We start from the raw sequence: 11700 nt of genomic DNA, 5'->3' as shown, positions 1-11700 counted from the left end.
CCTTACAAAGGTGATGGTGTTTATATCGTACCAGCCCAGGTTTTTAGCCTACCTATAAGGGATTGAAACTCGACTTTCCTCTCACCGAGGGCATAGAATTCCTCAGTTTTTAGCCTACCTATAAGGGATTGAAACAGACATGCCTGCGGCAGGCAAAAGAAAAAGATTAAATACAAATACTACTGAGAAAAATATCCTCCACACCTGCGGTAAGCTAAAAGATGAAAGACGAGAAAGTGTAAAACAAGTATTCAGCTAAATTTAGCTAAGACTTTAAATACTGTGGACCCCTCGCAGAACCATTCAGGGGTGACGCCTCTTTTGTCATTCCCGAAATTTTTTATCGGGAATCCAAATGCTTTCAATACTGTAGACCCCTGATAGAACCATTCAGGGGTGACGAAAAAACAAAGACACCCTCTCCCCCGAAGGGAGAGGGAAAGAGAGATCACCGCGGTCGGCCTCTACCCTTACTCGCGGTGACTCTACTCTTACTCGCGGTGACAGAAAAAGACGCCCCCGAATGTTCAATCGCGAGCCTGGCGGGTCAATCGCGAGGGTTGAGGAAGACGCCCTTTCTTCCTCAGTGGTCTTTTGCTTTTTATTCTCTCTAACTTTTTTGCTTTTTGGGGGGTTCATAAGGGAGTATTTTCTCCCTCTTTATTACTCTGTGGCAATCTCACACTTTAAAAAACGAGACCGCTTCCTCAATTGCTCCCTGCGATGAGAAATGAGGAAAGTCCTTGCAATGATAAGAAAAGAAGGGGGTTATAGAGGAAGTCTTTTCCCTTATAGTTCTGGCCTACCTATGAGGGATTGCAGTTACAGACGATAAAATTTAGGGTATACTATACAAGTAGAAAGTTCTCTCTTACTTATAACATCCTGGCTCTTTAAGGGGGTGCGTTGTATGTCTGATTTTGCTGAAAGAATTGGGAAAACTTTGGCCGAGATTGAGCGAACCAAGAGAATGGCAGGAGCTCCAGACCGAGTAGCGTCTTACCTCTCTCCGCTTTATACTTCTCTAATTAGAGATATCATGTCGGAGGTAAAGCAGCAGGTCAAAGAAGAAGTTCTTAAAGAGTTGAAAAATCATGATGTGGATTGACAGGTTTATTCAGGTCTAAAAAGTGAGGCTATACCGCCCCCTGTTTCCTACAAGATGGAAGAAAGGACGGTCATAGGAAGCCTACTTCTTTATACTAAGGGGATTTTCTTCCCCTGTAGGATTCTTGATAGAAGCGTTCAGAAATGATGAAAAGGGAAGGGGGTTAAGGTAGCACTCTAAGGCAAGAAGGAAAAAGGAGGGAGGTAATAAAATGTCTTTAGACGATGCAATGAGGAAAGCAGGTCTTATCGAATCGCTCAGAAAATATGCAGAAAACTCTCCCGGGATAGTCGGTGGCTACGCTAGTGAGGTATATGCAGAGATTGGGGATGCATTGGAACAAACTATCAGGTCTCAATTTGATGGATTCTATCGTGAGTTCGAAGTCATGAAAGAAGATTTGGTTGATGCGATTAAGGAAGCAGTTAAAGAAGGTATTAAGGAGGGCATCAAAGCCTATCGGCAGTCTGAAAATCTGGATAACAAATAAAAATTCTGTAATGAGAGTCAAAAAAGGTAGATTATAAAATTCAGATAAGATAAGATTAGAATATATGTTATATTAGCGTTTTTTGCACCATATCAAAAGTAGTACCAAAATCTGTTCTTGCTTCAAGGGGGGTAGCAAATGAACGAAGAGCAATTTGTGCTTGGAGCATTGCTCCACGATGTAGGGAAGGCTCTGGAGCGGTGTCGATATTTTGATTTACCAGGTGACCTTCAAAAAACGAATGTTTCTTACTCACACGCTAAATATTCTGCCTTTTTAATCCAGACCTTAAGAAATGCTCAAAACTCTTTTCTCCATCCCGGTTTAAAAGACCTTCTCACCGAAGAGGTGGAAAAACTGGTCCTCTTCCATCATAATCCCCGTACTATCGAAGAATCAATTCTTCAAGTGGCAGACTGGATGTCAGCAGCAGAGCGGGAGGAAGATGAAGAAAATGCTCAAATATACTATAAAGTTCCCCTCCGCTCTATCTTTTCTCGAATCGGTAGTGAAGAAATTCAGCCATTTTATTACCCGCTTAAACCCCTCAGCTTCGAAACTCTTATGCCCACCGCTCAGAATACCATCGAAACAGTGAATTATAAAAATCTCATGGATGAGATGCTAAAAGATTTTCCTTTTATTGATACTCTTGAGAAACTGTTAGGAGTTCTGGAAATTTATTTTTCATCAGTCCCGGCTCAAACCAGTCGCTTTGTGAGCGATATATCGCTTTACGACCACTCCCGGGTGACAGCAGCCCTTGCTCATTCTCTTTATATTGATTGGGAAAATGGTCTTTTTAATGAGAAAGATATAGAGGAAATCAAAAAGTGGATTCTAAAAAAAGAGGGGAAAAACGGAGACAAAAACCTCTTTCTAATCGTTGGCGGAGACCTTTCCGGAATTCAGAATTTTATTTTTAACATCCCCTCTAAAGGTGCAGCACGGAGTCTCAAAGGGCGCTCAGTTTATTTAGATCTCATACCCCGATATATAGCAAAATATATTCTGGACCAATGCCACCTTACTCCGGCAAATATTCTCTATTTGGGTGGAGGAAATTTCCAGCTTATCCTGCCTCTTTCCTTTGAGAAAGAGCTGACCGAAATTCGGAAAAAGATTACAACTAATCTCTGGGCTCTCCACCGGGGAGAAATTGCCTTCATTCTTTCTTCGGTAAAAGTAAGTCTCGAGGACATGTTTTGCTTCCAGCTGGTTCTTGAAAAACTTAATGACACCATAGCAAAAGAGAAAGGACGGCGTTTCTGGGAGATAAAAGAAGACCTGTACGACCAGCTCTTTGTTCCGGGTGAGGAAATAGTCCGGGAAGGAGAACACTGTGTTTCGTGTGGCCGCAAGGGAACATCCTCTTCTGGTGGAGAAGAGATTCTCTGTCCGATTTGCAGGTCACTGGTTGAGCTCACCGGTTCACTAAAAAATTCCAGATATCTGATAGAAAAAAGAGTAAGCCCCACTCAGCAATTATTAAAGCCTTCTATTTTTAACTTTTTTGTCTCCCTGGGGTACGAAATTTCCTTTGAAGGCTCTTTCCGTAAGCCTCATCCTAACGAGAAAGTTTACCAGTTAGAAGATATAGATATCCATGCTCCGGATGGGACTCTCTGTGATGGATTTCTATCGGGGAGCTTCACTTTACCCGACCGAACCTTTGACCAGATTGCAGATACCGGTATTCATTCAGAAGATGACGGTAAGAAGATGGGAAGCTCCCGGCTTGGTTATCTCAAAATGGACGTGGATAACCTGGGAAGTCTAATTTCCGAACTCACCGAAAGAGAAAAAGAACGTTCCGGGGAGGCTACTTCCCTCTCTCGGATTCGCACTTTTTCCAGGCGGGTTGAGCTCTTTTTCAATACCTATCTTGTCTATCTCATTCGGGAATATGACCCGGATAAAACCAAAATCTATCCTGTGTATATCGGTGGAGATGATTTGTTTGTTGTGGGCAATTGGGAAACCATCGTCCACCTTGCTGGTAAAATTCGTGATTCGTTTCGTACCTATACCGGGGGAAATCCTGAGTTCTCGCTCTCGGGGGGGATAGTCTGTGTTCCTTATGATTATCCGGTCATTCGAACCAGCTCCTTAGTGGAAGAGGCACTCACCGCTTCAAAAACCTTTCTTTATTATGGAGAGACAAACCCCACTAAAGATAAGGTGACGATTTTTAATGAAACCTTAACCTGGTTTGAGTTAGAAGTTGCTCTGGAGCTGGGGGAGAAAATTGCTCAAGCCATTAACAGCGGCAGCTCCAGCCGGGCGTTGATACATAGAATTTCTGGTTCCCTGCACGATTTTGACCCGCTTATTAGTCAATCTAACCAGCTGGTCATAAAACCTCCGGCTATCTGGCGATTTCTCTATCACCTCAGAAAAGATAAAGAAATCGCCGATATTTTAGAGGGAATAATTTTAAACAATCTCTTTAAAGACCAAAAAATCAAAAATTCCCGGCTTATTTTGGTTGCTAACCGATTTGCCGAGATGAAGACCAGAAAAGCCACTTCTGTGATGGATATATATTAATTAATGAATAAAAGGAGAGTGGATAAAAAATGAATGCGAGAACAGATAAAAATCGGGCGTCAGAGTCGTATCGCCGCAGGGACGATATCGGTTCACAAGAAGAACGATGGCGTAAAAATCTGAAGGATTTTTTCTCGACCCCCAACTACGCTGAGAAAGTTTTGCGCTTTGAGCGGATGGGAATGGATGAATTTAAAGAATTTAATCAGAAATTAAAAGATTTTATGAAACAACAGGCAGGAAAAATCAACTCTTCCCGAATGCGAAAAATATATGAGATGATAAAAGGGGCTAAAAACGAACACGACCTCCTCCTTACTGTCCCCCGGTTGGCCTACATTGTCGGTCGTGAAGAGCGAGACCGTAATTCAATTGGACTGGTAGTTACGCTCCTTTGCGATGCTATCCTGGCTATGCAAACCAGGGAAGATTTTAAAGGCATTCAGAAGTGTGCTGAGGCGATGGTTGCCTATCAGAAATATTATTCTGATAAATAATGAAGGAGGAATCGCAATGAATCAATTTCTGGGAAAACTTTTTCTTAACGGGAAAATTGAAACTCAAACCGGTCTTCATATCGGAGGTTCTCGAGAAACCGGGGAAATTGGTGGTATGGACAACCCAGTGATAAAGACTGCCAATGGCACTCCCTATATTCCTGGTTCCTCCTTAAAAGGGAAAATGCGCTGCACTCTGGAGCGAGCAGAAGGTAAGGAAGGAACTCGCCATAGCGGTGACCCCTGCGGGTGTGGACAGTGTTTGGTTTGTCTCCTTTTTGGAAGTCATTCTTCAGATGATGAAAAGAAAACTCTAAGCCGCTTGTGTGTTCGCGATGCCTGGCTTGATGTTGACGATTTCGAAAATAGGTTTCCTGACCTCGTTGAAGAAAAAACCTTTACTGAGGAAAAGACAGAAAACATCATAGACCGGATTAGTGGCACGGCAAAGCACCCCCGAACCCTCGAACGAGTTCCGGCAGGCGCCCTTTTCGACTTTGAAATGGTTCTCAATCTCTTCGAAAATGACCGTGACCAGATAGACCAGCTCATTCGCTTCTTTATGAGAGGACTTCGTATGGTGGAAGATGAATATTTAGGAGGGAGCGGAACTCGAGGTTCGGGTAAAGTGGCTTTTCGCAACCTTGCTTTCACCCTGAAGAGAAAACTGGAATATATTGGCGATAACACTCGTTTACCGCTTCTTACCAAAGAGGACACCACTTTTGATATTGATGAATTAATTCAAGTACTTATGTCCCAGCTGGTGGGGTGACCGCTATGGCTGTTCAGTTGGTGAAACTACTCCCCTCCAGACATTTCCGGATACGAATTGGTGAGGGGAGAATGGACCGAATCGGGAACATGGTTCATGCCGACACTCTCTTCTCAGCACTGGTGAATAGCGGAATCAAACTTTATGGCGAAGACCTTTTTATTCCTGTTATCGATTCTCTGTGTATTTCGTCAGTTTTCTATGGACTGCGAGTGAAAGAGGGAAACGAAAGCAGAGACCTTTTATTCTTCCCCAAGCCCAGAGCCCGTTTTCGCGAACCTGAAGACCCCACCCAGAGAAAAAAACTCAAGCGGCTATCCTGGGTATCTTCTTCCGCTTTATCCCAAATTCTTGAAACTTATGATTATGAGGAAGCCCTTTTTCAGATTGACCTCCTCGACCCTAACCAATTTGTGTTTCTTAATCCTCAGTTTTGTGTGTCTTCCGCCGAGAGAATCCCCTGGCTTGAAGAAAACATCAGTTTTTTCCGGACGATACTGGAACCCAAAGTTTCTATCAGCAGAACTAATGCCAAACCGATGGGTCTTTATTACCAGGCAGAATTAGAGTTTTGCTTTACAGAATGGGCAGAGAGACGGTCTATTACTCCTTTTCTCTTCTTCCTTCTGGAAGGAGAGCTTACTCCTCAACTCATCGGCACTCTCAATTTATTCATTGAAGAAGGGCTGGGAGGGGAAAGAGCCAGTGGAAAAGGAACTTTTGCGTCCTGGGAACATGAGCCATTCCCACTTCCTCAAGAAGGAAACATGATGATGCTTCTGAGCTCTGCAATTCCTGAGAGGGAAGAAATGGAGCACCTCATCACTTATGAACTCAGAAAGCGGGATGGATTTCTCTTCTGGAATGGACCTGTGGGAAAGCGAAAGAAATCTTACTACACTCTAAGAGAAGGGTCGCTGGTGAAAACCCCTTTTGGGGGGAAGAATCTGGAGGTTTCCCCGCTTCCTGAAAAGCGAGCCATTGCGTACGGAAAAGCATCAGGGTGGACATTTGGACAGAAAGGAGGCCAGGAATGATGAAGCTGTCTTTGCGCGTCATCACCCCCATCTGTGTTCGGAGCGGGGAAAACGCATCGGCCATAGCTGATTACATCTACGACCCCCAGAAAAGAGCAATTTATCTCATCGACCAGGTAAAATTTAATCGGTGGTTAATGGAGCAAGGGGAAAATGCCCGGTTTTTAATCAAAGATATTACCTCATTAGTTTCTTCCCAGCAGGGAACACTGGTGGATTTTTTTAATGAGCACGGTCTTTTACCTCGCGATTTTTCCCGGGCTGCTATTCCGGTCTCTTTTCCCAACTCGATAACCTTTGGGAATCGGAATCTTTTCCTTCCCACCTTAACCGGAGGGAAACCCTATATCCCTGGCTCTTCCATCAAGGGAGCCATCCGTACTGCTTTGATGTTTGACTATATCAAAAACCAGGATAATGGAGGGCCGGGATACGGTGCAACTTCTCATCTTCAAGATTCCCGTCAGGTGTACACCGGTTCAGATATCTTCTGTCTACCCGACCACAGATCTCGTTTACTCCCAGAAAACGATGCGCTTCGATTCCTCCAGGTGACTGACACCATCCCCTCCTCTTTAGAATCACTCCGGGTCTATGCTTTAGAGCGGAAAGGAGGAACCACCACTGCTATTCCCGCTCTCCTTTTAGGGTTCTATCCCGGAACTGAAATGACTTTTGAAGTCAACATCCTGCCGGGTTTTGAGAAGGCAAATATCCCTGAATATTGGAAGAAATTCTTTAATAGAGGAGAAGTTGCTATCCTCAGAGCCATAAGTAATTATTCGCTCGCTCTCCTCGAGGACGAGCTCAATAGACTAAAAAAAAGAAGCAACAAACCTCCCGAGAATCAATTGCTTTATAATAGCTATACCCGGATTTTAAGCAATACTAAAAATAGCATCAAGCAAGGGGGAGCTCTCCTGCGGGTTGGCTTCGGGAAAACTTATTATTTTAATTCAATTGGATACTTTATGTCAGACGAAGAAAAGGAGAAATATAAAGGGAATTGGAAGAGAGTTAAGTTGGTTAGTGAGTTTCCAACCACTCGTTGGATGATTAGAACCCCGGATAATCAGTGCCTACCGGCGGGGTGGAGTTTGGTTCAAGAAAAGAGAATCTGAATATGCTTATCACCTCGATTGGCAAAGCTAGAGAATATCGGGAGACTAACTATGCCTTCCATGGGAAGAGCTGCTCGAGCTGTTTTTCTACTCTGGCCATCGCTCAGTTATTGGATATTCCTCGGGAAGAGAAAATTTTATTTTTAGTTACTCCTGAAACTATTGAAGCTTCTTCCGATATTCAGTCTCAGTTCAAAAAAGCTGGATATCACAATCTGGAAACGATTCGTATTCCCCATGCTGAAGATGAAGAATCCATTTTTCAGATAGTTCTCACCCTCACCGATGCGGTAGCAGAGGGCGAACAGGTTATTCTCGATGTTACCCATTCTTTTCGCAGTCTTCCTTTTGTTTACTTTGTCACTCTTCTTTTTCTGCATGCTTTTAAAGGGGTCAGTATTGAGGGAATTTACTACGGGTCTTTCGAAGAAGGAAGAGAAACTAATCCCATTGTAGACCTCACCTCTCTCTTTTCCATGGCTTTCTGGTTCCACGCGGTACAGACCTTCCGGGAAACCGGTAGCGTACAGCCTCTTTATGATATCGTAAGCCGAGAGGCATCCCGGATTATCCAGCGTAAAGAAGAGGAAGAGATTGCTCGTAAGCTCTCTGCCTTAAAAGTCCCCCTCCAGAATTTAGGCTTATCTATATCTTTCTGTCTTCCTATAGAAATGGGGATGGATGTAGAGCAGCTTCTTCAAAAGCTGGATTTTAAATCTGATAAAGGCTCATACGAGGGGCTGTTGGCATTAGTTTTTCAGGAAATATCCGATGAGTTAAAGGAGTTTGCTCTATCCTCGAAAAAGAAAGATGAGATTCTCCTCACCCAGGAGGAGTTGCTGAGGGAATATAAAATAGCCCGGTGGTATAACCATCATGGGAATCCAGACCATACTCTAATTATCTTAGGGGAGCTCATGATAAGCTGGATGATTAAAGTCCGGGATATGAGGGACTGGCTGGATTACAATAACACCCGCCATAGAGCCAGGGGAATTCTTAACGGGATGTCAATGCGTTCAAGAAAAGACATTGGCCCGGATAATATCATCAAAGAAATTGGTAGCCGCTGGAACTCCATTGGAAGCCAGAGAAATGAATTCGCCCATGCCGGCTTCAGGAAAGATGTTGTTCGCACCACAAAAAAGAAAGAAGCGGTGGACAATCTTTGTTCTGCTGTTTATGACCTGCTGCAAGTGGATGTTTTAAATACCATTCCTCCGAAAGAACGGAAGAAATTGCTCATCGTCCCCTTTGGCTTATCGCCAGGAGTCCTGTATTCAGCAGCGCTTTTGAGTCGTTTTGATGACCTTCTGATTATCTTCTCCGAGCAGACTCGCTCGCTTTTACCATCCACCCTTTGTGAAATTCGGAAAAAGAGAGAAGTACCGGATCAAAACGTATTTACTTTGTTGCTCAGCGATGCTCATTCTGATTTTATTCCGGCAAAGCAACTGAAAAGTTTTACAGTGGTTCCTCTTGAAGGAGAACAAGTTTCTGTGGAACATTTTCTCTGTAACTATGATAGCGTTGAGGGATGTATCACCGGGGGAACTACAGCCATGCAGTACACAGTGGAGCGATTGCTCGACGTTGCCCGGGGTGTTGGTGTATTTCACATTAATCGTTTCGCTCTCATTGATAGGCGTCCTCCGGAAGAGCAGAAAGCCCACCCTTTTGTCCCAGGACAAAAGGTAGTACTCGACCAGGAGAGGTAAATTACATCCTCTTTTCACTTTTGTCGTAACCCCGAGTTTCCTCCCCTGGAAGAATTCAATAAAGAGATAACCACCTACTGAGGAAGACTTTCTCTTCAGTAGGTTTCTTCTGTTTATTTAAGTTTTTATTTTGTGTTTTTTTTTGGGGGTTATAAGGGGATTTACCTTCTACGCTTCTATGTCAGGAATGACCCCTTTTTTGTCATTCCCGAAATTTAGGCGGGAATCCAGAGGTTTTTGCTTTTTCTTTTCGTCCTTCTATTGGTAATCATAGGGATGTCGCCTCCCATTGTTTGGATTCCTGATAGAGACACTCAGGAATGAGGGACTTGGGGATGATAGAACCATTCAGGGGTGACGACACGGAGGTGTTTCCTCTGGGTTATTTTTTATCTTTTTCCTTTGTCTTTTTGTGTTTTCGTCTTTTCCGGGGGTTTATAAGGGGGCAACGCCCCCTTATAGTACTTTTCTGTCATTCCCGAAATCTTTTATCGGGAATCCACGTTTTTGCTTTTTTCTTTCTTTTTGGAACTGTAGGGGCGTCACCTCCCATTATTTAGATTCCTGATAGAGGCATTCAGGAATGACGGGCAAGGTGATGGTGGAGGCGTTCAGGGGTGACGCCTTTTTCGTCATGCCTGAGCGCTTTTATCAGGCATCCACTGAGGAAGATGTTTCTCCTTCCTCAGTAGTCTTTCAGGTTTTTATCTTTTGATCAGAAATCTGTTACACACCACGTTTAAGTATTTCTATAAAACAGTATATGTAATATAGAGTCTTTGTACCCGCCTTTTTCTCCACAAGGTAGTAAATTGAGCTATAATAAATGCAGCAAACGAGGGGGAAGAGGTGATGAAAATTAAAGAAATAATCTTTATGGTGGAAGAAGACCCGGAAGGTGGATATAATGCTAAAGCGCTATATTACTCCATCTTCACTGAAGGGGAATCGTTAGAAGAACTTAAAGCAAATATTAAGGATGCTATAAAATGCCATTTTGATAAGGAAGAAGATATTCCCCGTATTATTCGCTTGCACATTGTAAGAGAAGAAACATTCACTTATGCCTAAGATCCAAGAGATATTTCGGGTAGGGAGCTCACAAAACTACTTAATAAATATAGATATAGAGTTGTAAGAGAGACAGCGAGCCATTTGAGATTGACTTCTGATTTTATGGGATATTCACACCACATTACTATCCCTGACCACTGCCCTCTTAAGGTGGGCACATTAAACAACATATTAAAAGATATAGCTGAATATTTAAAAATTCCTAAGGAGCAACTAATAGAAGAACTTTAAGGTGGACCCCATTGTCAAGACAGAAAACAGGCTTCTTTAAGGTATATTATTTCCTCCTGTTTGTTTATAGTTTTACTTAAGTAAACTTCCTGGGGTGTTCTATATCCCAGGGATTGGTGAAGCCTCTCACCGTTATAGAATCGGAAATAATTATCTAAACTCTCTCTGGCTTCTTTCACTGTATCATAGCTGTGGATATACACCTCCTCATATTTTACTGTTCTCCATAGTCTTTCTATGAAGATATTATCAAATACCCGACCTCTTCCATCTCTACTTATTTGAATTCCTACTTTATCCAGTTTCTCAGTAAACTCATCACTCGTAAATTGAGAACCTTGATCACTGTTGAAAATCTGGGGATAGGAAATAAGTTTTACCTTATTGGTGAGGGCTGTAGCCCAAAGAGCGAGATATTTGAAAGGTGATTTCCTTTACCATCTCAGCAAGATGAGGAATTCTATCTTCCGTTATTCTAATTGCAGGACCAGATATGCTTATAGAAGCTACCACTTTCCCTAAATAATTATAAATGGGTGCAGCCACACACCGGATACCTACTTCATTCTCTTCGTTATCTAATGCATAACCTAGCTTTCTTATCTTGGATATTTCTTCCTTTAATAAAATGGGATCAGTTATTGTATTAGAGGTGAAACGAGGTAATCCTTTATCTCTAATAACACTTTCTATTTCTTCATCGGACAAAAAAGCTAAAATAGCTTTACCGATACCAGTAGAGTGTAAACACACTCTTTTACCAATGGGAATTGATATTCGCAGAGATTGACCACTTTCTATTTCTTCTATGGAAACCACTTCGTTATCGCTTAACACTCCCAAATGAACAGTTTCTCCACTTTTTTGAGAGAGCTTTTCTATCCCGGGAAGTGCTAATTTTCTTAAATCCATATCTTTCCACACTAAACTTCCTAATTCAAATACTTTTATTCCTAAACGGAATTTTTTACTTTGAGGATTTCGTTCCAAAGCATTTTCATCCTGCTTACCTCGCATTATTTATTGCTTTACGTTGTATGGCTTGAATTCAGCTTTGCCTTCTAAGAAATCAGCGAACTGGTCAGGCTCGATAACATAT

12 protein-coding genes and 1 pseudogene are annotated in these 11700 nt (G+C 42.6%); 11 read left to right on the top strand and 2 right to left on the bottom strand.

Annotated elements, in window-relative coordinates; all coding sequences use genetic code 11:
- The first annotated feature begins 910 nt into the window (after window positions 1-910).
- The 11 genes from GXZ17_RS00430 (at window position 911) to GXZ17_RS00380 (ending at window position 10601) form a co-directional block, all read left to right on the top strand.
- On the top strand, window positions 911-1108 hold the full coding sequence (locus GXZ17_RS00430) for a hypothetical protein (protein WP_409375318.1): 198 nt from the start codon (window positions 911-913) through the stop codon (window positions 1106-1108).
- 211 nt (window positions 1109-1319) lie between these two features.
- Complete coding sequence (locus tag GXZ17_RS00425) at window positions 1320-1598, top strand: hypothetical protein (RefSeq protein WP_409375317.1); 279 nt, start codon at window positions 1320-1322, stop codon at window positions 1596-1598.
- 138 nt (window positions 1599-1736) lie between these two features.
- Window positions 1737-4148 (top strand): type III-A CRISPR-associated protein Cas10/Csm1, encoded by a 2412-nt coding sequence (gene cas10, locus GXZ17_RS00420; protein ID WP_409375316.1) that lies wholly within the window; start codon window positions 1737-1739, stop codon window positions 4146-4148.
- A gap of 29 nt (window positions 4149-4177) precedes the next feature.
- A complete protein-coding gene (gene csm2, locus GXZ17_RS00415) occupies window positions 4178-4645 on the top strand; it encodes a type III-A CRISPR-associated protein Csm2 (RefSeq protein ID WP_409375315.1) in 468 nt (155 codons plus the stop codon).
- A 16-nt stretch (window positions 4646-4661) separates the two neighbouring features.
- Window positions 4662-5420 (top strand): type III-A CRISPR-associated RAMP protein Csm3, encoded by a 759-nt coding sequence (gene csm3 / locus GXZ17_RS00410; RefSeq protein ID WP_409375314.1) that lies wholly within the window; start codon window positions 4662-4664, stop codon window positions 5418-5420.
- Between the two features lie 5 nt (window positions 5421-5425).
- Window positions 5426-6457, top strand: a complete 1032-nt coding sequence (gene csm4 / locus GXZ17_RS00405) for a type III-A CRISPR-associated RAMP protein Csm4 (RefSeq protein WP_409375313.1) — start codon at window positions 5426-5428, stop codon at window positions 6455-6457.
- Window positions 6454-7578, top strand: a complete 1125-nt coding sequence (csm5, locus tag GXZ17_RS00400; RefSeq protein WP_409375312.1) for a type III-A CRISPR-associated RAMP protein Csm5 — start codon at window positions 6454-6456, stop codon at window positions 7576-7578. The genes csm4 and csm5 overlap by 4 nt, the downstream gene beginning before the upstream one ends.
- A 2-nt stretch (window positions 7579-7580) precedes the next feature.
- On the top strand, window positions 7581-9296 hold the full coding sequence (gene csx2, locus GXZ17_RS00395; protein ID WP_409375311.1) for a TIGR02221 family CRISPR-associated protein: 1716 nt from the start codon (window positions 7581-7583) through the stop codon (window positions 9294-9296).
- Between the two features lie 583 nt (window positions 9297-9879).
- Entirely contained in the window at window positions 9880-10011 is a 132-nt protein-coding gene (locus tag GXZ17_RS00390) for a hypothetical protein (protein WP_409375310.1), read from the top strand.
- A gap of 137 nt (window positions 10012-10148) precedes the next feature.
- A complete protein-coding gene (locus tag GXZ17_RS00385; protein WP_409375309.1) occupies window positions 10149-10367 on the top strand; it encodes a 2-oxoisovalerate dehydrogenase in 219 nt (72 codons plus the stop codon).
- A gap of 12 nt (window positions 10368-10379) precedes the next feature.
- A complete protein-coding gene (locus GXZ17_RS00380) occupies window positions 10380-10601 on the top strand; it encodes a type II toxin-antitoxin system HicA family toxin (protein ID WP_409375319.1) in 222 nt (73 codons plus the stop codon).
- Between the two features lie 14 nt (window positions 10602-10615).
- Here GXZ17_RS00380 and GXZ17_RS00375 read toward each other — a convergent pair.
- Together GXZ17_RS00375 and GXZ17_RS00370 are read right to left on the bottom strand one after the other, a co-directional pair.
- Window positions 10616-10963: pseudogene (locus GXZ17_RS00375) on the bottom strand (transposase); the annotation flags it as partial.
- A 19-nt stretch (window positions 10964-10982) separates the two neighbouring features.
- Window positions 10983-11591: an IclR family transcriptional regulator gene (locus GXZ17_RS00370; protein WP_409375308.1), complete on the bottom strand. Its 609-nt coding sequence runs from the start codon at window positions 11589-11591 to the stop codon at window positions 10983-10985.
- Between the last annotated feature and the right edge of the window lie 109 nt (window positions 11592-11700).

Origin of the sequence: Candidatus Sordicultor fermentans (assembly GCF_012728195.1) — a bacterium.
Classification (GTDB): Bacteria; Atribacterota; Atribacteria; order Atribacterales; family Caldatribacteriaceae; genus Sordicultor; species Sordicultor fermentans.
The sequence above is the reverse complement of the archived record's forward strand: the minus strand, read 5'-3'. Positions and strand labels throughout refer to the sequence as shown.

Bases quoted from the DNA above. Each gene is read 5' to 3' on its own strand.
- GXZ17_RS00430 (WP_409375318.1), top strand. From the start codon at position 911: ATGTCTGATTTTGCTGAAAGAATTGGGAAAACTTTGGCCGAGATTGAG.
- GXZ17_RS00425 (WP_409375317.1), top strand. From the start codon at position 1,320: ATGTCTTTAGACGATGCAATGAGGAAAGCAGGTCTTATCGAATCGCTC.
- cas10 (WP_409375316.1), top strand. From the start codon at position 1,737: ATGAACGAAGAGCAATTTGTGCTTGGAGCATTGCTCCACGATGTAGGG.
- csm2 (WP_409375315.1), top strand. From the start codon at position 4,178: ATGAATGCGAGAACAGATAAAAATCGGGCGTCAGAGTCGTATCGCCGC.
- csm3 (WP_409375314.1), top strand. From the start codon at position 4,662: ATGAATCAATTTCTGGGAAAACTTTTTCTTAACGGGAAAATTGAAACT.
- csm4 (WP_409375313.1), top strand. From the start codon at position 5,426: ATGGCTGTTCAGTTGGTGAAACTACTCCCCTCCAGACATTTCCGGATA.
- csm5 (WP_409375312.1), top strand. From the start codon at position 6,454: ATGATGAAGCTGTCTTTGCGCGTCATCACCCCCATCTGTGTTCGGAGC.
- csx2 (WP_409375311.1), top strand. From the start codon at position 7,581: ATGCTTATCACCTCGATTGGCAAAGCTAGAGAATATCGGGAGACTAAC.
- GXZ17_RS00390 (WP_409375310.1), top strand. From the start codon at position 9,880: ATGACGGGCAAGGTGATGGTGGAGGCGTTCAGGGGTGACGCCTTTTTC.
- GXZ17_RS00385 (WP_409375309.1), top strand. From the start codon at position 10,149: ATGAAAATTAAAGAAATAATCTTTATGGTGGAAGAAGACCCGGAAGGT.